The organism is Methylobacterium fujisawaense (assembly GCF_014138435.1).
Lineage (GTDB): Bacteria > Pseudomonadota > Alphaproteobacteria > Rhizobiales > Beijerinckiaceae > Methylobacterium > Methylobacterium fujisawaense.
Genome location: NZ_JACJIM010000003.1, coordinates 557516 through 579675, shown reverse-complemented (window position 1 = coordinate 579675; position 22160 = coordinate 557516). Strand labels below are relative to the sequence as shown.

Annotated in this window: 18 protein-coding genes; 10 read left to right on the top strand and 8 right to left on the bottom strand. The window is 69.0% G+C overall.

Annotation, left to right across the window (positions count from 1 at the left end):
- Positions 1-2: 2 nt before the first annotated feature.
- Complete coding sequence (gene purN, locus GGQ91_RS11855) at positions 3-653, bottom strand: phosphoribosylglycinamide formyltransferase (protein WP_043383690.1); 651 nt, start codon at positions 651-653, stop codon at positions 3-5.
- Positions 653-1732 (bottom strand): phosphoribosylformylglycinamidine cyclo-ligase, encoded by a 1080-nt coding sequence (gene purM, locus GGQ91_RS11850; protein ID WP_043383692.1) that lies wholly within the window; start codon positions 1730-1732, stop codon positions 653-655. The genes purN and purM overlap by 1 nt, the downstream gene beginning before the upstream one ends.
- 139 nt (positions 1733-1871) lie before the next feature.
- Here purM and GGQ91_RS11845 point away from each other — a divergent pair, with 139 nt between their 5' ends.
- The 5 genes from GGQ91_RS11845 (at position 1872) to GGQ91_RS11825 (ending at position 10832) form a co-directional block, all read left to right on the top strand.
- Positions 1872-2996, top strand: coding sequence for an AI-2E family transporter (locus GGQ91_RS11845; RefSeq protein WP_182592002.1), 1125 nt, complete (start codon positions 1872-1874; stop codon positions 2994-2996).
- Between the two features lie 13 nt (positions 2997-3009).
- Positions 3010-3720 carry a P-loop NTPase family protein gene (locus GGQ91_RS11840; protein WP_043383695.1) on the top strand — a complete coding sequence of 237 codons (711 nt, stop codon included), beginning with the start codon at positions 3010-3012 and terminating at the stop codon, positions 3718-3720.
- Positions 3721-3825: 105 nt separating this feature from the next.
- The gene (locus GGQ91_RS11835) at positions 3826-6204 is read left to right on the top strand and encodes an RNA degradosome polyphosphate kinase (RefSeq protein ID WP_043383697.1); all 2379 of its coding nucleotides are present in this window, start codon (positions 3826-3828) and stop codon (positions 6202-6204) included.
- A gap of 82 nt (positions 6205-6286) precedes the next feature.
- On the top strand, positions 6287-7840 hold the full coding sequence (gene ppx / locus GGQ91_RS11830; RefSeq protein WP_043383698.1) for an exopolyphosphatase: 1554 nt from the start codon (positions 6287-6289) through the stop codon (positions 7838-7840).
- 532 nt (positions 7841-8372) lie between these two features.
- The gene (locus tag GGQ91_RS11825) at positions 8373-10832 is read left to right on the top strand and encodes a methyl-accepting chemotaxis protein (protein ID WP_251982304.1); all 2460 of its coding nucleotides are present in this window, start codon (positions 8373-8375) and stop codon (positions 10830-10832) included.
- Positions 10833-10942: 110 nt separating this feature from the next.
- On the opposite strand, the gene GGQ91_RS11820 is transcribed toward GGQ91_RS11825, so the two are convergent.
- Positions 10943-12385, bottom strand: coding sequence for an acetamidase/formamidase family protein (locus tag GGQ91_RS11820; RefSeq protein ID WP_043350875.1), 1443 nt, complete (start codon positions 12383-12385; stop codon positions 10943-10945).
- Between the two features lie 82 nt (positions 12386-12467).
- Complete coding sequence (locus tag GGQ91_RS11815) at positions 12468-14798, bottom strand: NADP-dependent malic enzyme (RefSeq protein ID WP_043383701.1); 2331 nt, start codon at positions 14796-14798, stop codon at positions 12468-12470.
- Positions 14799-14876: 78 nt separating this feature from the next.
- On the opposite strand from GGQ91_RS11815, the gene GGQ91_RS11810 reads away from it, so the two are divergent.
- Together GGQ91_RS11810 and GGQ91_RS11805 are read left to right on the top strand one after the other, a co-directional pair.
- Positions 14877-15527, top strand: coding sequence for a CatB-related O-acetyltransferase (locus GGQ91_RS11810; protein WP_051044887.1), 651 nt, complete (start codon positions 14877-14879; stop codon positions 15525-15527).
- On the top strand, positions 15524-15775 hold the full coding sequence (locus GGQ91_RS11805) for a DUF3297 family protein (protein ID WP_182592000.1): 252 nt from the start codon (positions 15524-15526) through the stop codon (positions 15773-15775). Before GGQ91_RS11810 ends, GGQ91_RS11805 begins: the two co-directional genes overlap by 4 nt.
- Here the strand turns inward: GGQ91_RS11805 and GGQ91_RS11800 are convergent.
- The 4 genes from GGQ91_RS11800 to aspS are packed head-to-tail and all read right to left on the bottom strand — an operon-like array spanning position 15745 to position 19898.
- Complete coding sequence (locus GGQ91_RS11800; protein WP_182591999.1) at positions 15745-16077, bottom strand: type II toxin-antitoxin system HicA family toxin; 333 nt, start codon at positions 16075-16077, stop codon at positions 15745-15747. The genes GGQ91_RS11805 and GGQ91_RS11800 overlap by 31 nt on opposite strands.
- The gene (locus GGQ91_RS11795; RefSeq protein WP_043755604.1) at positions 16074-17150 is read right to left on the bottom strand and encodes an acyltransferase family protein; all 1077 of its coding nucleotides are present in this window, start codon (positions 17148-17150) and stop codon (positions 16074-16076) included. Before GGQ91_RS11795 ends, GGQ91_RS11800 begins: the two co-directional genes overlap by 4 nt.
- On the bottom strand, positions 17147-18019 hold the full coding sequence (locus GGQ91_RS11790; protein WP_182591998.1) for a glycosyltransferase: 873 nt from the start codon (positions 18017-18019) through the stop codon (positions 17147-17149). Before GGQ91_RS11790 ends, GGQ91_RS11795 begins: the two co-directional genes overlap by 4 nt.
- 34 nt (positions 18020-18053) lie before the next feature.
- Entirely contained in the window at positions 18054-19898 is a 1845-nt protein-coding gene (gene aspS, locus GGQ91_RS11785; RefSeq protein ID WP_043760740.1) for an aspartate--tRNA ligase, read from the bottom strand.
- Between the two features lie 144 nt (positions 19899-20042).
- On the opposite strand from aspS, the gene GGQ91_RS11780 reads away from it, so the two are divergent.
- The 3 genes from GGQ91_RS11780 (at position 20043) to GGQ91_RS11770 (ending at position 22122) form a co-directional block, all read left to right on the top strand.
- Positions 20043-20441, top strand: coding sequence for a hypothetical protein (locus tag GGQ91_RS11780; protein ID WP_182591997.1), 399 nt, complete (start codon positions 20043-20045; stop codon positions 20439-20441).
- Between the two features lie 95 nt (positions 20442-20536).
- Positions 20537-21724: a ribonuclease D gene (gene rnd, locus GGQ91_RS11775; RefSeq protein ID WP_182591996.1), complete on the top strand. Its 1188-nt coding sequence runs from the start codon at positions 20537-20539 to the stop codon at positions 21722-21724.
- A 131-nt stretch (positions 21725-21855) separates the two neighbouring features.
- Positions 21856-22122 carry a hypothetical protein gene (locus GGQ91_RS11770; RefSeq protein WP_246410651.1) on the top strand — a complete coding sequence of 89 codons (267 nt, stop codon included), beginning with the start codon at positions 21856-21858 and terminating at the stop codon, positions 22120-22122.
- The last annotated feature ends 38 nt before the right edge of the window (positions 22123-22160 follow it).

The window sequence follows — 22160 nt, the reverse complement described above, 5'->3', positions numbered from 1 at the left end:
CGCTAAAGGCTTAACAGAACGCCGTCGGGCGCCTCGTCGGCGATCACCACGCGGTCGCCGTCCAGGCGGGCGCGGCCGCCGGCCACCAGGGCGAGCACGGCGGGGTAGAGACGGCGCTCCTGCACGATCACCCGGTCGGCGAGGCTGTCGGGATCGTCGTCCTGGCGGACCGGGATCGCGGCTTGAGCGACGATCGGACCCGCATCCAGTTCCGGCACGACGAAATGCACGGTGCAGCCGTGCAGGCGCACGCCGGCGTCGAGCGCCTGCCGGTGCGTGTGCGTGCCCTTGAACAGGGGCAGGAGCGACGGGTGGATGTTGAGCATCCGGCCGGCCCAGGACGCCACGAAATCCGTCGTCAGGATCCGCATGAAGCCCGCGAGGCACACGAGGTCGACCTCGGCCCCCCGCAGGGCGGCGTCGAGGGCGGCATCGAAGCCGGCGCGGTCGGCGAAGGCCTTGTGGTCGATGGCCTGCGTCGGGATGCCCGCCTCCGCCGCGCGGGCGAGGCCGGCGGCTTCCGGGCGGTTCGACACGACGAGCACGATCTCGGCCGGGAAGGCGGGATCCTGCGCCGCCTCCAGCAGCGCGACCATGTTCGAGCCGCGCCCCGAGATGAGGATGGCGACGCGGGTCTTGCGGGCGGTCGCCATCAGAGGGCGAGGTTTCCGCTGAAGGTCACGGGCTCGGAGCCGCGCGCCGTGATCCGGCCGAGGCGCACGGGCGTCTCGCCGGCCCGGGTCAGGGCCTCGTCGACGTCGTCCACCGCGTCGGCGGCGGCGATCACCACCATGCCGATTCCGCAATTGAAGGTGCGCAGCATTTCCGCCTCGGCGACGCCGCCCTCGCGGGCGAGCCAGCCGAAGACCGGGGGCGGGGTGACCGCGTCGAGGTCGATGGCGATGCCGACATCGTCCGGCAGGACGCGGGGCAGGTTGTCCGGGAAGCCGCCCCCCGTGATGTGAGCGAGCGCCCGGATCCCGTCCGTGGCGCCGAGCGCCGCCAGCAGGGGCTTCACGTAGATCCGGGTCGGCTCCAGCAGCGCCTCGCCGAGGCTGCGCCCGGGGGCGAACGGGGCCGGCGCGTCCCAGCCGAGGCCGCTTTTCGCGACGATCCGGCGGACCAGCGAGAAGCCGTTGGAATGCACCCCGGAGGAGGGCAGGCCGAGCACAACGTCGCCGGGCCGGATCCCCGGACGCGGCAGAAGCGTGCCGCGCTCAGCGGCTCCCACCGAGAAGCCCGCGAGGTCGTAGTCGGATCCGTCGTAGAGGCCCGGCATCTCGGCGGTCTCGCCGCCGATCAGCGCGCAGCCCGCCTGCCGGCAGCCTTCGGCGATGCCGCGCACGATTTCGGCGCCGACGCCCGGGACCAGCTTGCCGGTGGCGTAGTAGTCGAGGAAGAACAGCGGCTCGGCGCCCTGGACGATGATGTCGTTCACGCACATCGCCACGAGATCGATGCCGATCGTGTCGTGGCGCCCGGTCTCGATGGCGATCTTGACCTTGGTGCCGACGCCGTCATTGGCCGCCACCAGGATCGGATCGTGGAAGCCCGCAGCCTTCAGGTCGAACAGGCCGCCGAAGCCCCCGATCTCGGCGTCGGCGCCCGGGCGCCGGGTCGAGCGCACCAGCGGCTTGATCGTCTCGACCATGGCGTTGCCGGCATCGATGTCGACGCCCGCCGCCGCGTAGGTGAGCCCCGTCTTCGGCTCGTTGCCGTCTTTGGCCGTCATGCCCGCGCCACCTCGTTCCAATCTGGCCCCGCTCTAGCGGCTTCGCGCGCGCCACGCGAGTCGGCTGCGGCGGCGCCTTGATCGGCACGCGCCGCATACCCACTCTGCCCGCGGGCGGGGTGTCTGGGGGAGCGTCGACGTGCGCGCACGGGCTGTGATCGGGCTGGCCGCCGTGGTCGCTCTGGGATTGATCATCTACCTCCTCCGGGAAGTGATGCTGCCCTTCGTGGCCGGCATCACCCTGGCCTATCTCCTCGATCCCCTGGCCGACCGGTTGGAGCGCCTCGGCCTCGGCCGGCTGGCTGCGAGCCTGCTGATTCTGGCGTTGTTCGTCGTCGTCCTCGTGGTGACGCTGCTGATCCTGATCCCGCTCACGGCCAATCAGGTCGTCGCCCTGGTCAATGCGCTGCCCGGAATGGTGTCGCGGCTCCAGGCCATCATCGCGGAGCGCTCCGGGTCACTGCTGGAACGCGTCGGCGGCGCGAATGTCCTCACGGAGCTGCAATCCTCCGTCGGAACGCTGGCGACCCAGGCGGGGACGTGGCTCCTGGCCTTTCTGAAATCCCTCTGGTCGGGCAGCCAGGCCCTGATCTCGATCGCCTCGCTTCTCGTGGTGACGCCGGTCGTCGCGTTCTACATCCTGGTGGATTGGGACCGGATGGTCGCGGCCATCGACGGCTGGGTGCCGCCCCGGCACCGCGCGACGGTGCGTGACCTCGCGCGCCAGATCGACGGCGCCGTCACCGGCTATGTGCGCGGCCAGACCCTGGTCTGCCTCATCCTGGGCAGCTTCTACGCGATCGGCCTCTGGCTGGTCGGCCTCAACTTCGGCGTGCTGATCGGCCTGATCGCGGGGTTTCTCACCTTCATTCCCTATGTCGGCACGCTCACCGGCTTCCTGCTCTCCGTCGGCGTCGCCCTGGTCCAGTTCTGGCCATCCGGGGACTGGCTGTATCTCGGCCTGACCGTGGGCGTGTTCCTCGTCGGGCAGTTTCTCGAAGGCAACGTCATCTCGCCGAAGCTCGTCGGCGATTCCACCGGGCTTCACCCGGTCTGGCTGATGTTCGCCCTGCTCGCCTTCGGCACGCTGTTCGGCTTCGTCGGGCTGCTGCTCGCTGTCCCGATCGCGGCCTCCATCGGCGTGCTCGTCCGCTTCGCCCTGGCCCGCTATCTGGAGAGCTGCCTCTACCATGCCGGACAGCCGATCTTGATCGAGCACGACGGCAAGGACGCTGCGGCCTTGACCTCCACGGGCGGGGGGTGATCCTGGGCGACACATGCGCGAGAACGCACCACCCCGACAATTGGCCTTCGACCTGCCCCTCGACCCACGCTATGGGCGCGAGGATTTCCTCGTGGGACCGGCCAACGATGCCGCCTACGCGCTGATCGAGGCTTGGCCGGACTGGCCGGACAGTGTCCTGGTCCTCACCGGTCCCTCGGGCAGCGGCAAGAGCCATCTCGCGGCGATCTGGGCAGAGCGCGCCCATGCCTGGACCCTCCCGGCCGCCGAGCTGGGCACCGACGCGATTCAGCACCTCATCTCGAACGGCGCTCTGGTCATCGAGGACATCGACCGGACGGAACGGCTCGACGAGGCGGCGCTGTTCCATCTGCTCAACCGGGCGCGGGAGCGCGCCTGCCCGATCCTGCTGACGAGCGGCACCGGGATCGACGCCCTCGGCCTCGCCACGCCGGACCTGCGCTCGCGGCTCCGGCTGGCGCCGCGCATCGCCATCGAGGCGCCGGACGACGCCCTGCTGCGGGCGGTCCTGGTCAAGCTGTTCGTGGACCGTCAGCTGGTGGTCGATCTCGGGGTAATCGATTCGCTGGCCCTGCGCATCGACCGGTCGCTGGGCCGCGCCCGGGACGTCGTCGCCGAGCTCGACCGCGACGCCCTCGGGCGCGGACGCCGGATCAGCCGGCCGCTCGCGCTGGCCGTCCTGCGGCGCATGGGACTGGACGACGAGCCCGATCCGGCCGGCTGAACGCGGAATGCGGCGGCCGTCACGAAACTGTCGTGAAGGCCGCCGGTCTAGGGTGATACACGCTCCGCCGCCGCGAGGAGCGACGCGTAGAGACAGGGATCGGGGATGGAATCGACGCAGAAGCCCGTGGACCGCGACGCCGCCGACGAGGCAGCCGAGCCCCGTCGGCGCGCGGCGGCCAATCCGACGACGCGGCGCGCGCCCGCGACCCGGCGCACGCAGACCGACTCGATCGCCGCCGGGGCCGCTCCGGCAGCCGCCGCCGACGCCAGTGACGAGTGGCCGGCAGCCGCGGCTCCGGCGGAGCCCGTTGCCGGCGCGGCCCGCGAGCCGGTGCTGGAGGCCGGTCGGTCCCTCCGCCACTCGCCGGAGCGCTTCGTGAACCGCGAGCTGTCCTGGCTGCAGTTCAACCGGCGCGTTCTGGAGGAGGCGTCGAACCCGAATCATCCGCTGCTGGAGCGCCTCCGCTTCCTGTCGATCTCGGCCAACAACCTCGACGAGTTCTTCATGGTCCGCGTGGCCGGCCTGATCGATCAGGTGCGGGCCGGGATCACGGTCCCGTCGCAGGACGGCCTGTCGCCGTCCGAGCAGCTGGCCCGGATCGGCGTGGAGGTCTCGCGCCTCGCCGCCGACCAGCAGGCCCGCTGGCGTGAACTGCGCGCGGAGCTGCACGCCGCCGACATCGACATCGTCGAGCCCGCCGCCCTCTCGGCCGATCAGGCGGCGTGGCTGGAGGAGTATTTCCTCAACCACGTCTTCCCGGTCCTGACGCCGCTCGCGATCGATCCGGCCCACCCGTTCCCGTTCATCCCGAATCTCGGCACCACCATCGCGCTGATGCTGGTGCGTCCCAAAGACGGCCGGCTGCTGCGCGCCCTCATCCGCCTGCCCGGCGTGATCGACCGCTTCGTGCGCCTGCCGGTGAGCGACAGCGAGACCGCGGCGCGGCTGATCACGATCGAGCAGGTGATCGGGATGTTCACCGGGCGGCTCTTCCCGGGCTACCTCGTCAAGGGCAGCGGCGCATTCCGCGTCGTCCGCGACTCCGATCTGGAAATCGAGGAGGAGGCGGAGGACCTCGTCCTGCATTTCGAGACGGCCCTGAAGCAGCGGCGCCGGGGCGTCGTGATCCGGCTCGAGGTCGAGGCGGGCATGTCGGAGGATCTGCGCAGCTTCGTCGCCGACGAGCTGGAGATCGCCGCGGACGCGATCTTCATCGTGGAGGGCATGCTCGCCCTGAACGAGCTGTCCCAGGTGGTCGGGATCGACCGGCCGGACCTGAAGTTCAAGCCCTACAATCCCCGATTCCCGGAGCGCATCCGCGAGAGCGGCGGCGATGTCTTCGCGGCGATCCGACAGAAGGATTTCATCGTCCACCACCCCTACGAATCCTTCGATTCGGTGGTGCAGTTCCTCGCGCAGGCCGCCCGTGACCCGAACGTGGTCGCGATCAAGCAGACGCTCTACCGGACCTCGTCCAACTCGCCGATCGTCGCGGCGCTCGCCGAAGCCGCGGAGCTGGGCAAGTCCGTCACCGCGCTGGTGGAACTGAAGGCGCGCTTCGACGAGGAAGCGAATATTCGCTGGGCGCGCAACCTTGAGAAGGCCGGCGCGCAGGTGGTCTTCGGCTTCGTGGAGCTGAAGACCCACGCCAAGCTGTCGCTGGTGGTCCGTCGGGAGGGCGACAAGCTGGTCACCTACTGCCACGTGGGCACCGGCAACTACCACCCGATCACCGCACGGGTCTACACGGACCTGTCCTTCTTCACGGCGGACCCCGCCATCGCGCGGGACGTGTCGCGCATCTTCAACTTCATCACCGGCTACGCCGAGCCCGCGGAGCTGGAGCGGATGGCGGTCTCGCCATTGACGCTGAAGAATCGCCTCCTCGAGCACATCGACGCGGAGGTCGCCCATGCGAAGGCGGGTCGCCCGGCGGCGATCTGGATCAAGTGCAACTCGCTGGTCGACAGCCAGATCATCGACGCGCTCTACGACGCCTCGGAAGCCGGGGTTCAGATCGACTGCGTGGTCCGCGGCATCTGCTGCCTGCGGCCCGGCATCCCGGGCCTGTCGGAGACGATCCGGGTGAAGTCGATCGTCGGGCGCTTTCTGGAGCACGGGCGCATCTACGCCTTCGGCAACGGCGTCGGGCTGCCGCACCCGAAGGCCACGGTCTACATCTCCTCCGCCGACCTGATGAGCCGGAACCTCGACCGCCGCGTGGAGGCGCTGCTGCCGATCACCAATCCGACGGTGCATCAGCAGGTGCTCGATCAGATCATGCTGGCCAACCTGCTCGACAACCGTCAGAGCTGGCGCCTGCTGGCTTCGGGCGGCTGCGAGCGGATCCAGCCGGCCGATGGCGAGGAGCCGTTCAATGCCCACAAGTACTTCATGACCAACCCCAGCCTCTCGGGACGCGGGAAGGCCTCGAAGAAGTCGAGCCCGCGCGCCCTGAGCCGGCGCGCGCAGCGCAGCTGAGTTTCGCCGCGCAGCGACACTGGGCTAAACCTCCCGCACGGCGCGCCGGCAGGCGCACCGGGCTCATGAAGGACTCGGACGCTTGGGCAGCCCTCGTGCCAACCTCACCCTCGCGCATGATGCGGAGACGATCGGCAGCGCCGCGCATCAGCCGGTGGCAATCATCGATATCGGCTCCAATTCGGTGCGGCTCGTCGCCTATGACGGCCTGACGCGGGCACCGACGCCGCTCTACAACGAGAAAGTGCTGTGCGGTCTGGGCCGCAACGTCCTGACGACCGGTCGGCTGAACGAGGAGGCGGTGACCCGGGCGCTCGCCGCCCTCGCGCGGTTTCGGGTGCTGTGCGAGACGATGCGCGTGGGCCAAGTGTTCGTGCTCGCCACGGCGGCGGCCCGGGACGCCGAGAACGGTCCGGATTTCCTGCGCGCCGCGGAGGCGGCCTGCGGCCAGGAGATCCAGCTGCTCTCCGGACGGCGCGAGGCAGAATTGTCGGCGCTCGGCGTCGTCTCGGGCTTCCACGCGCCGAACGGGGTCGTGGGCGACATGGGCGGCGGCTCCCTCGAACTCGTGGACGTTCGCGGGACCGTGGTCGGTCAAGGGGTGACCATGCCCCTCGGCGGCCTTGCCCTCCAGGATCTGTCCGGCGGCTCGCTCAAGAAAGCATCCAAGATCGTCCGCGAGTATATGCGCAAGGCCGCGCCGCAGCTCGAGACCCTGCGCGGGCGGACCTTCTACGCGGTCGGCGGCACGTGGCGGGCGATCGCGCGGCTTCACCAGGCGGCCCGCGGCTATCCCGTCCACGTGATGCATGGCTACGCGGTAGAGCCGAGCGACGAGCTGAGTTTCCTGCAGGTCGTCGAGCAGACGGATGTGGCGCTGCTGCAGGACGTCGACGCGATCTCGGAAGCACGGCGCCCGCTGCTCGCCTACGGCGCCGTCGTGTTGGAGGAGATCATCCGGGTCGGACGCCCGCGGGAGGTGGCGATCTCGGCATCGGGGGTCCGCGAGGGCCTGCTGTTCGAGCAGCTCGACCGCGACACCCGGCTGCTCGACCCGCTTCTGGCCTCGGCGTCGGAGTTCAATGTTCTCCGGGCGCGCTCGCCCCGCCACGGGGAAGAGTTGATCGCCTGGACGGACCAGTTCGTCGCGACCCTCGACGGTCACGAGACCGCCGACGAGCGCCGTCTGCGCCATGCGGGCTGCCTGCTGTCGGATGTCGGCTGGCGGGCACATCCCGATTATCGCGACGAGCAGAGCATCGCGGTGATCCAGAACGCAGCGTTCGTCGGTGTCGACCATCCGGGGCGGGCCTATCTCGCCCTGGCGGTATCGCTGCGGCATACCGGGCTCGCCCCGGAAAAGGCGAACCCGATGCTCCGGAGTGTGGCCGGTCCGCGCCTGTTCGAGCGGGCCCGTCTGCTGGGCGCGTTGCTCCGCGTCGCCTTCCCGATCTCCGCCGGCATGGATGGCGCCCTCGGGCGGGCCCCGCTGGCCGTCGAAGACGGCCGCGTGGTGCTGCGGCTGCCCCATGCCTGGGAGGCCTTGAGCGGCGACCGCCTGTTGAACCGCGTTCGCGGTCTCGGACGCATCATCGGCCTCGACGGGCGCGTCGAGATTACGGGCGGATCCTTCTGATCTGATCCAGGCCGGGACCGGACGGAGCGACAGCGCACGTACGAGTCCGCCGCCGCAGGTCGGGTGAGCCACGTGGCGGATTCTTCGCCTTCGGGAATGCGGCGCGTCGCGTTCCTGCGCGCCCTCGTCGCGAACGCGCGATACGCCTCACCGCGACCCAGGCCTCGCAGGCAGCAGTTCCGAAGACAGGCAGACCGGCGCACGCCGGTTCTCGGACGCGATGGGCATTCCCCCTTAGAACGAGCACGACACAGCGAAGCATTTCGCTAGATATCGCATCTCTTGAGATTTCATTTTTTCGTTTTCAATTTCGAATGGGCCAGAATTACTCATAAGCCCGCTTAACAACAGTCGTAATTATCGACACGACCTCGTCAAACCAAGAATGATTCATTTTTAGCGCGTGCAATCGGCAGATTCTTCCGCTAAGAGGCTGGAATAAATTTCTTCCAGAACGATCTTGGAATAAATCAGCATGAATTTGCTCGGCATATTTTCAATTAGAGCAATAATGCTCACGATCATAATTGTAATGGCCGTTATGCTTCTGGGCTATTCGGGAGATAATCTGGTCTCTGCACACCTGACGGCGCAGCAGGCCCGGGAAGCCGTCAGTCTGTCCCGCGCGAGCCGGCACCTGCTCAAGACGATTCTTCCAGTACGGCTCGAACGGGGCTCCTCTCTTACCCTCGGCGGTGAGGACGTCGCCGACAGTGACAGCCTCGCCGCCATCGCCACGAACCGCGAGGCGATGATCACAAACCTCAAGGTCGTCCTGGACCTGCTGCGGGACCAGAACGTGCCCGCCGTGACTGCAACGCTCAACCGTCTCCATGCGGCTCAGGAGGCCGTGAACGCGCTCCGTCCCCGCGTGGATGCCGCCCTGCGTGTCCCGAAGGCGCAGCGAGACCCCACGCTGCTGCCAATGGTCCTCACCGCCTTTCAGGAACTTCTCGACGCGCTGACGGCGACCACGGACGCCGTGGATGCGGCGATCCCGCGATCCGACGCGATTCTGCAGCGCTATCTCGTCCTCAAGCGGTCCGCCTGGACGACTCGCGTCGCGATCGGGAACGTCGCCCTGCGGGTCCAGACATCGTTGGCCGCCGGAACCTCCTGGTCGCTTCCCGAGACGGTGGCCGCGGCCGAGGAGCGGGCTCAGGTCCGGACGGCCTGGCTGAACACGAGCGAGGCTGCCGCCGACCTGTCGGAGACCGCGCGCGCGGCGTTCGAGAAGGCCAAGCACAACAATTTCGAGGGGGAGGCCGCCGCCGGGGCCAAAACGATCTTCGATGCCCTGAGCCAGCAGCGGCCCGCGCCCTACACGTTCCAGCAAGTGCGGCGACGGAACACCACCGAGCAGATGACCATCGTCAATCTCGCCGATTCGGCCCTGGACGAGATGGTCGCCCGCGCCGAGACCCTTTCGGACTTGGCGCGCCACGGTGTTCTGCGCAATGCTGCGGCCCTCCTGGCGGCCGCGCTGCTCGTCGTCCTGGGACTCATTGCCCTGGTCGGCGGCGTGCTGCGGCCACTCCGGATCGTCGCCGGCGCGATGCGGTCGCTGACTGCCGGCGAAACGACGGTCGATCTTCCCGTGGCTGCGTATCGGAACGAGTTCGCCCCGATCATGGCGGCCGTGCAAGCGTTCCGGGACAACCTGACCCGCACCCGCGAATTGGAGGTCGAGGCCGAGCGGGCGCGCCTGGATGCCGATGACCAGCGGCGGGAGAGCCTGCGCCAGATGGCCCAGCGCTTCGAGCAGGCGGTCGGCGGCATGATCGGCCAGGTCGGGACGTCAGCCTCCGCACTGCAGGTGACGGCGCAGACGATGACCGCGACCGCCACGCAGACGGCCGGACAATCGGCAACGGTCGCGGCCGCCGCCGAGCGGGCGTCCAAGAACGTCAACACCGTCGCGGTCGCCGCCGAGGAACTGGGTGCATCCGTGCAGGAGATCGGGCGTCAGGCCGATGGTTCGGCGGAGCTCGCGCAGGTGGCTGCGGCCGAGGCCGATCGGACCGCGGCGCGCGTGCGAGAGTTGAGCAGCGCCGTGGACAAAATCGGCGACGTCGTGGGGCTCATCTCATCGATCGCCGAGCAGACCAATCTGCTGGCCCTCAACGCCACGATCGAGGCCGCCCGCGCCGGCACCGCCGGTCGGGGCTTCGCGGTCGTGGCCTCCGAGGTCAAGGCACTGGCTGAGCAGACGGCCAAGGCCACGGCGGAAATCTCCGGCCAGATCGCGGCGGTCCAGGCGTCCACCGGTCAGGCGGTCGAAGCCATCGGGGCGATTACCGCCCGGATCCAAGAGATCAACGGCGTGGCGACCTCGATCGCGGCGGCCGTGGAAGAGCAGGGCGCGGCGACCCAGGAGATCGTGCGCAACGTCGGGCAAGCCGCCGTCGGAACCGGGGAGGTCACCAGCAATATCACCGGCGTCGCTCAGGCGGCGGAGAGCACCGGACAGGCCGCGAGTCAGGTTCTCGATGCGGCCTCCGTCCTGTCGAATCAGTCCGAGCACCTGACCGCCGAGGTCGGACGATTCCTGGCCAGCGTCCGCGTGTCCTACGCCGTTTCGGCCGCGCAGGTCAGGCTGGTGCAGGACAGCTTCGCGAAGGTGCAATCGCTGGGCGACACCGCCTCGGACTTGTTCTACGGGCGCCTCTTCGAGACCGCCCCCCAGGTCCGCTCGCTCTTCCCGAACGATATGAGCGCGCAGAAGCGGAAGCTGATGGCCATGCTGGCCCTGACGGTGGCGAACCTGGATAAGCCGGAAGCTTTGGTCGCGACGGTGCGCGACCTCGGGGATCGGCACGTCGGCTACGGCGCCCTGCAGGCTCATTACGAGCCCGTCGGCGCCGCGCTGCTGTGGACCCTGGAACAGGGTCTGGGCTCGGACTTCACGCCGGAGATCCGACAGGCATGGTCCGAGACTTATCGGGTCATCACCGGTCTGATGACCATGGCCGGAACCGCGAAGGCCGCATGAGCCGGTTTCCCTGCGCAGGCTCGATCGACATCGGCCTCTCCGCGCGCATGATCGCCCGGAGATGACCTGGAGAAGCGCGACGCCGTCCGTGATCGGGGCGTCGCCGCATCTCAGGCGACCCGATCGGAGAAGATCGCCTTCTTGACCACGGCGTGGACGCCCCAATTGCCGTCCACGACCTGCGTGATCCCGAAATCGACCGCCACCGACATCAGCGAGATGGCCTCGTCCTCGGTGAGCCCCTTCGCGTGCATCAGGAACTGGCGCATCTTCCGGAAGGCGTCGCGCATGGCGAGGTCGATGGAGGATTTCTGAAAGATCGCAGTCTGTGCGTCCGGGCCGAGATCGCGCAGGTAGTTCGGGTAGCTGAAGCCCGACAGCACCCAGTCTTCCCGGGTTTCGATCATCGGGAAATCGAGCGCTTCGAGCGGCGTTCCGGGCAGGTCGGCCTTCTTGTGCAGGATGAACTGAAAGGTGCCGGTGAGCGAGCACTCGATCGCGGTGCCGCACAATTCGGAATCGCCCTGGCTGGCATGGGGGTCCCCCACTGAGAACAGGGCGCCCGGCACCGCCACAGGAAAGTACAGCGTCGCGCCCTTGCCGATCCGCCAATTGTCGATGTTGCCGCCGGTATAGCTCGGCGGGATCGTGTTGACCCGGTCGGCCTCGGCCGGCGCGACGCCCATGGTGCCGAAGTGCGGACGGATCGGTACCCGGATGCCCTTGAGAACCTCGTAGGTCTTCTGCGTCTTGGAATGATCGACCGGCAGGCCGGGGTAGTCGATGGTCGGGTGGGAGACGCCGAACGGATCGGTGACCCCGGGCCAGCGGAAGCTGTAGACCGCCCGGGCCCAGTCGCGCTCGCCGGTGGCGTCGACCTCGTAGATCGTGACGACCTCGCGCGGTTTATCGCCGGTGATCAGGTCGTTGTAATGATAGCCCCACCAGGCTGCCGCGTTGCTGCCGAAGGCGAGACCCTTGTATTTGGGATTGGCGCAGGGGCGGGGCGCCACGTCGAGGATCCGCACTTCCAACACGTCGCCGGGCTCGGCGCCGCGCATCGCCACCGGGCCGGTGCAGATATGAACGCCCTGACCGCCGCCGGGGCCGATCTTCGCGTCGAGGGCGCCGGCACCACGGGGCGAGACGCCCATCTTATCCTTGGTCCAGAGATAGACGCTCTCGGCGCCCGGATCGCCCTGGATCATCCGCTCGGCATCGTCGCTCGCCTGATGGGTGAGCGTCTCGATGGTGACGAAGTCCCCTGAGCCGATCTCGACCTTCGGCTTGAGGCTGCGGCTGAAGAAGCCCCAATGGACGGTCTCGGCATTCGCCGGCAGGTGATAATGCGCGGTGGCGGCGATCTTGGCCCCACTCGCCTGTGCCAGGGCCGGGCTCACCAGCGAGGGGCCGCCGGCCGCGAAGGCCGCGGCGGCGCCGGTCGCCGCGAAGCTGCTCTTCAGGAACGCGCGCCGTTCCGGTTCCAGATCCCGCCGGAACCGGCGGCGATGCTCCTCGAAGGCGTGGCAGGTTGGATCGTCGCCCGCGCACATAGCGTCTTCTCCCGATGGTTTCGTAACCGCGGGAGCAATAAGCAAATCGACGGCCACGCTCGCGGCCGTCGACCGGCGTTCCTCATTCGGAGATCATGCCGACGCCGCTCTCTTCGACCCTGGCCGAAACGGCCTCGTCCGCCTGAGCCTCGACGACGGCCGCAGCCGTGACGTTGACGATGCCGCGCGCGGTCACCGAGGGCGTCAGGATGTGGGCGGGCTTGGCCGGCCCGATCAGCAGGGGGCCGACCGGCAGGGCATCCGCCAGCACCTTGGCGAATTGGAACGCGATGTTGGCCGCGTCGAGATTCGGGAAGATCAGCACATTGGCCGCGCCCTTCAGCCGCGACCCTGGAAGCACGCGCTCCCGGACCATCTCGCTCAGCGCCGAATCCGCCTGCATCTCGCCGTCGACCTGAAGCTCCGGGTCGCGCCGCTGCAGGAGCGCGAGGGCGTCGCGCATCTTCATCGCGGAGGGAGAATCCGACTGGCCGAAATCGGAATGGCTCAGGAGCGCGATCTTCGGGGTCATCCCGAAGCGGCTGACATGGCTGGCGCAGGCCTGCGCCACGTCGGCGATCTCCTCGGCGGTGGGATTCTGGCGGACATGGGTGTCGGCCAGGAAGTAGGCGCCGTTATGGGTCACCACGAGGCTCATCGCCGCGCATTGCTCCACGCCCGGCGCGAGCCCGATCACATCGCGGATGATGCGCAGCCGGGTCTCGAACCGGCCCTCCAGGCCGCAGATCAGTGCGTCGGCCTCGCCCCGGCGCACCGCGATGGCGCCGATCACGGTGTTGTTGGTGCGCACCAGCGTGCGGGCCGCGTCCGGCGTGATGCCGCGCCGGCCCGCGACCTCGAGATAGGTCTGCACGTAGGCGCGGTAGCGGGGATCGTCCTCGGGATCGATCAGCTCGAAGTCGCGGCCGTGCTCGATCGACAGGCCGAAGCGCTTCAGCCGGGTCTCGACCACCCGCGGACGGCCGACCAGGATCGGCCGCGCGACCTTGTCCTCGACGATCGCCTGGACGGCGCGGAGCACCCGCTCGTCCTCGCCCTCGGCGTAGATCACGCGCTTGGGCTCGACCTTCGCCTTCGAGAAGAGCGGCTTCATGATCAGGCCCGACCGGTGCACGAACCGGTCGAGGCTGTCGACATAGGCATCGAAATCCGCGAGCGGCCGGCCGGCCACGCCCGAATCCATGGCCGCCTTGGCGACCGCCGGGGCGATGCGCAGGATCAGCCGCGGGTCGAAGGGGCTGGGGATCAGGGATTTCGGCCCGAACGGCCGGGCCTCGCCGCCATAGGCGCGGGCGACCACATCGGAGGTGGTCTCGTGGGCCAGACCCGCGATCGCCTTCACGGCGGCCTTCTTCATCTCCTCGTTGATCTTGTGGGCGCCGACATCCAGCGCGCCGCGGAAGATGTAGGGGAAGCAGAGGACGTTGTTGACCTGGTTCGGGAAATCCGACCGGCCGGTGCAGATCATCGCGTCCGGCCGCTCTTTCTCGGCCAGATCCGGCATGATTTCCGGATAGGGATTGGCGAGCGCCATGATCAGCGGCTTCTCGGCCATCTCCTTCAGGTATTCGGGCTTCAGCACGCCCCCGGCCGAGAGGCCGATGAACACGTCGGCACCCGGGATCACCTCGGCGAGCGTCCGCTTGTCGGTCTCCTGGGCGTAGATGTCCTTCCAGCGGTCCATCAGCTCCGGGCGTCCCTTGTAGACCACGCCCTTAATGTCGGTGACCGTGATGTTCTCGCGGGTCGCGCCGAGCGAGACGAGCAGGTTCAGGCAGGCCAGGGCCGCCGCGCCCGCGCCGGAGGTGACGATCCGGACGTCCGACAGGTTCTTGCCGGCGAGTTCCAGGCCGTTGAGGACGGCGGCCGCCACGATGATCGCCGTGCCGTGCTGGTCGTCGTGGAAGACCGGGATGTTCATCCGGGCCCGGCACTGCTCCTCGACCTCGAAGCACTCGGGAGCCTTGATGTCCTCGAGGTTGATGCCGCCGAAGGTCGGCTCAAGGGCACAGACCACATCGACGAGCTTGGACACGTCCTTCTGGTCGACCTCGATGTCGAAGACGTCGATGCCGGCGAATTTCTTGAACAGGACGGCCTTGCCCTCCATCACGGGCTTCGAGGCGAGCGGACCGATATCGCCCAGGCCCAGCACGGCCGTGCCGTTGGAGAGCACCGCCACGAGGTTCTGGCGGATCGTGAGGGTCGCGGCCTCCTGGGGATCGTCGTGAATCGCCATGCAGGCGGCGGCGACGCCCGGGGAATAGGCCAGGGCGAGGTCGCGCTGGTTGCCCAGCGGCTTGGTTGCCTGGATCTCCAGCTTCCCGGGCTTGGGCAGGCGGTGGTAGACGAGCGCCCCGGCCTTGAGGTCCTCGGACATGTTATCGGCCATCGCCCACGCTCCCGCTCACCTTTTTCACCGAGGACGACGCGGTCGCGCCTCGCACGGGCTCGCGTCTTGACCGGTCTGTTGCACCGGCTGCGCAGGGGGCGCAACCCGCACAACGAGACGCGGCTCCACCTCGCCAAACTGGCGAGGACCTACGGCTTCTCCATAGGCGCCTATTCGTATGGGCGTCCAAAAGTCCGCTTCCCGGAGAGCGGGCGGCGGCTGACGATCGGCCGGTATTGTTCCATCGCCGACAAGGTCGAGATCCTTCTCGGCGGCGACCACCGGCTCGACTGGGCGTCGACCTATCCATTTGCCGCCATGCGCGGGCTGTTCCCGGATGCCCGGGCGCCCGAGGATTACCATGCCTCCCGGGGCGACGTGGTGATCGGGCACGATGTCTGGCTCGGGTCCGGCTGCATGATCCTGTCCGGCGTCACGGTCGGGCACGGGGCCGTGGTGGCGGCAAGGGCCGTCGTGACGCGCGACGTCCCGCCCTACGCCATCGTGGCGGGCAACCCGGCCCGGGTGGTGCGGCACCGGTTCGACGCGGCCACGGTGGCGGCGCTCGTGGCGGCGGCGTGGTGGGATCGGCCGCACGACACGGTCACCCGGCTGGTGCCGCTGCTGCAGAGCGGCCGGATCGCGGATCTGCTCGCGGCGTTGCGCGTCAGCGCGGATTCCCGTACCGGCGGGGCCCAAATCGACGACGACCCGAGACCTGGACGATGACCGACACGCCTCCCGACCGCCTCGCCGCCAACCCCAACAGCCCGTTCTACGACGAGAAGGCGCTGGAGCGCGGAGTCGGTGTCCGATTCAAAGGGGTCGAGAAGACCAACGTCGAGGAATATTGCGTGAGCGAGGGCTGGGTCCGGCTCTCGGCCGGCAAGACCCTCGACCGGGCCGGCAACCCGATGACCGTGAAGCTGAAGGGTACGGTGGAGCCTTATTTCCGAGACCCGTTCGCGGAGGCCTGATCGCCCTTCCTGGCAAGAGCGCCCTGGAAGTTGCGCACGGCCTCTGCGACGAGAATCCGAAGTCGCTCCGGGGAGCGCGGTCCGTCGATGATGAGGCTTGCGAGAATATCGGTGCGGCGGGACCGTTGCTTGGCGGTGCGCGGGTGGTTCGACACGCGCAGGTGCCACGGGCCATCGGGCCGCTTCAGATACAGGCTGTCGCCGCGTTCGTTCCGGGCGACGACCGTGAAGCCGTTGGCCTCCAGCATCCGCGCCGCGAGGGCCAGCGCCTTCAGCGGCGAGAGCGGCCCGTCGGCGCTCACGATCCGGCGGGCTCGATCGTGCCGAGGCGACGCCGCCCCAGCGCCCGCACCTTGAGCGCCAGGGCCGGCCGCTCGATTCCGTACCAGGACACGGCGGCGACCGGTACGGTCAGGGCGAGGGCGGGGGCCAGCAATGCGGCTCCCGAGACGTCCGGCCACAGGGCATGCAGGCTCTGCTGGATCGGCCAGCCGTAGAGATAGATCCCGTAGGACAGGTCGGCCGGCGGATCGAACGGTCCACGCGCCAACGGGCCGAGGGCGAGCCAGACCACGCCGTAAGCCTCGGCCAGGAACAGCAGGGCCGGATAGGCCGGTGTCCGCGCGAGGACGAACGCGCCGAAGGCCAGGCAGGCGAGGGCGGCGGCCGAGACCCGCAGGCGGGCGCGCCACAGATAGAGCCCGGCCCCGGCCGCGAAGATCATCGGCAGGCGCAGTGCCGTCTCGGTGCCCTTGGGCAGGTCGAGGCCCCGCAGGGCGCCCATGACGACCAGCGCCAGCGCCAGGCCCACGACAATGATCAGGGCCGACCAGCGCCGCCGGAGCAGACCGCACAGGGCGGCGACGAGAACGCCGAGATAGCACAGCACCTCGTATTTCAGCGTCCAGACCGTTCCGAGGGGCGCCCGGTACGGGTTGCTCTCGAAGACGCCGGGGAGGGCGGCGTTGCTCTTGAAGGTCGTCAGCGTCCCACGGATGAACGACCACAGGCCGGGGTCGCCCAGATACGCGGAGACGGGCAGGCGGGTCATGGCCGCGCCGAGCCCCAGCGATACGACCAGCGTCGCCGCCACGAGTCCCGGCAGGATCCGCAGCGTCCGGGCGATGGCGTAGTCGCGGATGCCGCGGCGGTCGCAGCTCATGGTGACGAGGAAACCCGACACGGCGAAGAAGCCGTTCACCGCGTGCTCCCCGAGCGTGTAGCCGGTCAGACGGGCGAGAGGCTCGTCGCCGGCCGCGCCGGTCGCGACGCTGAACGCGTGGGACACGACGACCGCCAGGGCCAGCATCAGCCGCAGGCCGGTGAAGCCGTTGCGCTGGGCTTCGAGTGCGGCCGCGATCGTCGAGGCGCTCATTCGGTCAGGCCCTCTTGGGCCAGGGCGTCGCGGCCGCGCAGGAAGGCGAGGGCGCCCGCGGCCGAGCCGCCATAGCGCTCCAAGCCCGACCGGCGCAGAACCAGCGCCGACAGCAGCGCCTTCGGGACGTTGGTCATCAGGGTGGCGCGGCTCGGGTCGGGAAGGCCGTACTTGCGGCTGACATAGGCGCGCGACCAGGCCTGATGCCAGCGCGATCGGAACACGCGGCTCGGCTCCGGCGCCGAGGACCGGCCGCGACCGTGCAGCGCTTCGGCACCGTGGACGTGGATCAGCGCTCGGCCGCGATCGGCGACGCGCCGGCAGAGATCATCGTCCTCGTAGAACAGGAAGATGTTCTCGTCGAAGCCGCCGAGATCGAGGAACAGGGCGCGCGGCATCATCAGGCAGGCCCCGGAGAGGAACGGTGCGCAGGCATCGCCCTGGGGCAGCGCAGGCCGGCCGCCGGGATTGGCGAGATAGGGCGCCAGCAGCGAGCGTGCCTGGAAGAAGAAGCGCCCATCGGATTCGACGAGGCGCGGGGCCAGAAGGCCTGCATCGGGCCACATCCGGGCGGCCTCCAGCAGGGCATCCACCGCCCCCGGACGCAGGACCACGTCCGGGTTGACGATCAGGATGTGCTCCGCCGTCTCGGCGGCCCGGACGCCCCTGTTGTTGGCGCGGCCGTAACCCTCGTTGCGGGCGTTGCGGATCACCTGCGCGCCGGCGGCTTCCGCGACCGCCGCGGAGGCGTCGCGGCTGGCATTGTCGACCACGATCGCCGGGACGTGCTGACCGGCGAGCGCGGCGAGGCAGCCGGGCAGCACCGCGGCGCTGTCGTGGGCGACGACGATCGCGACGAGGCTCGGCACCGCGCGGCCGGTCCGCGGCCGGTCTAAGCGGACCTCAGGCCTTCTTCTCGGGCAGGTTGAGGCGGATGTGCAGCTCGCGCAGCTGCTTCGGGGTCGCCTCGGAGGGCGCACCCATCATCAGGTCCTCGGCGCGCTGGTTCATCGGGAACAGCACCACCTCACGGATGTTCGGCTCGTTGCACAGGAGCATGACGATGCGGTCCACACCCGGCGCGATGCCGCCGTGCGGCGGGGCGCCCATGCGGAGCGCATTCAGCATGCCGCCGAACTTCTGCTCCAGCACCTCGTGGCCGTAGCCGGCGATGGCGAAGGCCTTCTCCATCACGTCCGGGCGATGGTTGCGGATCGCGCCCGAGGACAGCTCCACGCCGTTGCAGACGATGTCGTACTGGAAGGCCTTGATCCCGAGGATCCGCTTGGTGTTCGCGCCGTTCTCATCCTCGCTGGCGAGGGCGTCGAGGTCGAGCGCCAGGAACTCCTCGCGGTCGATGTTCGGCATCGAGAACGGGTTGTGGGAGAAGTCGATCCGCTTCTCCTCCTCGCTCCACTCGTACATCGGGAAGTCGGTGATCCAGCAGAACGCGTACTGGTCCTTGTCGCAGAGGCCCAGCTCGTCGCCGATGCGGATGCGCGCCTTGCCGGCAAGGCCGGCGGCCTTGGCCTCGGGACCGGCGGAGAAGAACACCGCGTCGCCGGCCTTCGCGCCCGCCCGCTCGGCGATCAGCGCCTGAACCTCGGCCGGGATGAACTTGGCGATCGGCCCCTTGCCGGAGAGCTGGCCGTTCTCCTCCTCGAACACGACGTAGCCGAGGCCCGGCGCGCCCTCGGAGCGGGCCCAGTCGTTGAGCCTGTCGAAGAACGAGCGCGACTGCGCCGCCGCGCCAGTCGCCGGAATCGCCCGGACCGCGCCGCCGGAGGCGATCACGCCCTTGAACGCCTTGAACGCCACGTCATCGCGGGCGAACAGGTCGGTGACGTCGGCGATGATCAGCGGGTTGCGCAGGTCCGGCTTGTCGACACCGTATTTCAGCATCGAATCCGCGTAGGTGATGCGCGGGAATTCCTTCGTGACGCGCTTGCCGTCGGCGAACTCCTCGAACACCCCGCGCAGGACCGGCTCCACCGCCTGGAACACGTCCTCCTGGGTGACGAAGCTCATCTCGATGTCGAGCTGGTAGAACTCGCCCGGCGAGCGGTCGGCGCGGGCGTCCTCGTCGCGGAAGCAGGGCGCGATCTGGAAATAGCGGTCGAAGCCCGCGATCATCGTCAGCTGCTTGAACTGCTGCGGCGCCTGCGGGAGGGCGTAGAACTTGCCGGGATGGACCCGCGACGGCACGAGGTAGTCGCGGGCGCCCTCGGGCGAGGAGGCGGTCAGGATCGGGGTCTGGAACTCGAAGAAGCCGCCGTCGCGCATCCGGCGGCGGAGCGAATCGATGATCGCGCCACGCTTCATGATGTTGGCGTGGAGCTTCTCCCGACGCAGGTCGAGGAAGCGGTACCGCAGCCGCGTCTCCTCGGGGTATTCGAGGTCTCCGAAGACCGGCAGGGGCAGCTCGCCCGCCGGGCCGAGCACCTCGAGGTCGTCGATGTAGACCTCGACCGCGCCGGTCGGCAGCTCGGCATTCTCGGTGCCGGCCGGGCGCGTGCGGACGCGGCCGTCGATCCGCACGACCCATTCCGAGCGCACCGCCTCGGCGGCCTTGAAGGCCGGGGAATCGGAATCGATCACGCACTGCGTCAGGCCGTAATGGTCCCGCAGATCCACGAACAGCACGCCCCCGTGGTCGCGGATGCGGTGGCACCAGCCGGAGAGGCGGACACTCTGCCCGACGTCGGACGGGCGGAGCGCCCCGCAGGTGTGGGAACGGTAACGGTGCATGATGGGCTTCTTCTGAGGGAAGGCCGGCACCATTCACGCAAGGCCCCCCAAGTCAAGCGCGCGGCAAGCAGGACCGCTCCGAAAGCCGCGCCGCAATCGCCGTGCGGCCTACCGGGCGGACCCTCGAATCCCCATATGATGTTCATGAAAGACAACGTTTTTTTCGCGCCGGAGCGACCCGCGAGGCCCGCGCCTGGAAGCGCTCCTGTCGGGTGGCGGACCCTGCCCCTCGCAGGCCATTTCAGCCTCGTCTACGAGGACGCGGCCGGCGCCTGGAGCAACCGCTCCCTCGACGCGCGCGAGCTCAGGCTCGGTCCGGGCCGGACACTGCTCGGCGGCATCGACGCGCGACGCGGCGGCTATCGCGGGTTCCGGGTCGACCGGATCCGCCGGCTCGTCGATGGGGCGACCGGTGAGCGTATCGAGACCGGGATCCTCGACCGTCTGCTCGGGCGCGCGGAGGCGCAGCGACGGGCCGACGCCCTGCGGATCCGCCGGCAGACGCGGCTGCGCCGAAAGGCGGCTGTGGGGTCTCCGGCGTGACGAACGTCGCGCGGCGGTAACGGAACGCGCGCGAAAGATGGGGACCCGAGCGGGTGCGTCTCCCCATGTCGGCTGCGGTTGCGTATAGCCGATGCATGGACCTGATCACCACCACTGACGCGCTGCGCCAGATCTGCACACGTCTCGCCGAGCAACCCTTCGTGACCGTCGACACGGAGTTCATGCGCGAGACGACGTACTATCCGAAACTCTGCCTGATCCAGATGGCGGCCCCGGACGGCACAGGCGTCCTGGTCGATCCGCTGGCGCCGGGAATCGACCTCGAACCCTTCATCGCGCTCATGGCCGACGAGCGTACGGTCAAGGTGTTCCATTCCGCCCGGCAGGATCTGGAGATCATCTGGCTGATCGGCGGGATCCTGCCGCATCCGTTCTTCGATACGCAGGTCGCCGCCATGGTCTGCGGCTACGGCGATTCCGTCTCGTACGAGCAGCTCGTCAACGACGTCGCCAAGGCCAAGATCGACAAGTCTTCGCGGTTCACCGACTGGTCGCGGCGACCGCTCTCCGAGGCGCAGTTGAGCTACGCGCTGTCGGACGTCACCCACCTCGTGAGGATCTACGAGGTTCTCGTGGCCGAGCTGCTGCGCACCGATCGGGGCGCGTGGCTCGACGAGGAAATGGCGGTGCTGACCTCGCCCGAGACGTACCGTGCCGATCCCGCCCAGGCGTGGCGGCGGCTCTCCGGGCGGATGCGCAAGCCGCGGGAAATCGCCGTGCTGATGGAAGTGGCCGCGTGGCGCGAGAGCGAGGCGCAGGCGCGCAACGTTCCGCGCGGGCGGATCCTGAAGGACGAAGCGGTCATCGATATCGCATCCGCGGCGCCTCGGAACGCCGAGGCGCTCGGGCGGCTGCGGACGATCCCGGCGGGATTCGAGCGGTCCCGGACCGGGGCCGACATCGTCGCTGCCGTGGAGCGCGGCCTCGCTCGCGACACCAGCGCCGTCCGGATGCCCGAGCGGGTGCGGCGGAGCGGGGGCAACGGGGCCATCGTCGAGTTGCTGAAGGTGCTGCTCAAAGCGGTCTGCGAGACGGAGGGCGTCGCGCCCAAGATCATCGCGACGGTCGACGACCTGGAGGCGATCGCCGATGACGATACCGCCGAGGTTCCGGCCCTCCAGGGCTGGCGCCGGACCCTGTTCGGGGACAAGGCCCTGGCTCTGAAGCAGGGACGTCTGGCGCTCTCCGTCGAGGCCGGCCGCATCGTGGTGCGCCCGCCCCAGGGGGACACCGCGGCGGACGGCGTCGAGCGGGCCGGATGACAGCGCCGAGCCTGCAACGGGACAAATGACGCGCTCGGGCGTGACTCGCAGAAGGGCCGGGATTAAATGGCAATCGGATTGCCGCTTAGTCCCGCCCTTGCGCCCCGCGTATGTTCGAATCCAACGAGATCTTGAAGACGCTGACGGGGCGCGGTCTCGTATCGGCGGAGGGCTGTGAACCGGCCCGCGTCCGCTACCGGCTCGTGGTCGAGCGGCGCGAAGGCGGCATCGTCGCGTACGGCAACCTCTACGGCAGTTCAGCAGGCCTCCGGCCGATATGGCTCGAGCCGGATGCCCAGCTCAGGCTCTCCAACGGCCGCCGGCTCAACATCTCCGTGACGGATCTGGTCGGCGACGTCGCCGAGTTCGAGAGTACGGGACCGGTCGGCGCACTCTGACGCCCCGTCCAACACAGCACACCTGACAATCAGGCCCC

What these genes read in the sequence shown, in the direction of transcription:
- purN (WP_043383690.1), bottom strand. Translation starts at nt 653, where the DNA reads ATGGCGACCGCCCGCAAGACCCGCGTCGCCATCCTCATCTCGGGGCGC.
- purM (WP_043383692.1), bottom strand. Translation starts at nt 1,732, where the DNA reads ATGACGGCCAAAGACGGCAACGAGCCGAAGACGGGGCTCACCTACGCG.
- GGQ91_RS11840 (WP_043383695.1), top strand. Translation starts at nt 3,010, where the DNA reads ATGCGCGAGAACGCACCACCCCGACAATTGGCCTTCGACCTGCCCCTC.
- GGQ91_RS11835 (WP_043383697.1), top strand. Translation starts at nt 3,826, where the DNA reads ATGGAATCGACGCAGAAGCCCGTGGACCGCGACGCCGCCGACGAGGCA.
- GGQ91_RS11825 (WP_251982304.1), top strand. Translation starts at nt 8,373, where the DNA reads ATGGCCGTTATGCTTCTGGGCTATTCGGGAGATAATCTGGTCTCTGCA.
- GGQ91_RS11820 (WP_043350875.1), bottom strand. Translation starts at nt 12,385, where the DNA reads ATGTGCGCGGGCGACGATCCAACCTGCCACGCCTTCGAGGAGCATCGC.
- GGQ91_RS11815 (WP_043383701.1), bottom strand. Translation starts at nt 14,798, where the DNA reads ATGGCCGATAACATGTCCGAGGACCTCAAGGCCGGGGCGCTCGTCTAC.
- GGQ91_RS11805 (WP_182592000.1), top strand. Translation starts at nt 15,524, where the DNA reads ATGACCGACACGCCTCCCGACCGCCTCGCCGCCAACCCCAACAGCCCG.
- GGQ91_RS11795 (WP_043755604.1), bottom strand. Translation starts at nt 17,150, where the DNA reads ATGAGCGCCTCGACGATCGCGGCCGCACTCGAAGCCCAGCGCAACGGC.
- aspS (WP_043760740.1), bottom strand. Translation starts at nt 19,898, where the DNA reads ATGCACCGTTACCGTTCCCACACCTGCGGGGCGCTCCGCCCGTCCGAC.
- GGQ91_RS11780 (WP_182591997.1), top strand. Translation starts at nt 20,043, where the DNA reads ATGAAAGACAACGTTTTTTTCGCGCCGGAGCGACCCGCGAGGCCCGCG.
- rnd (WP_182591996.1), top strand. Translation starts at nt 20,537, where the DNA reads ATGGACCTGATCACCACCACTGACGCGCTGCGCCAGATCTGCACACGT.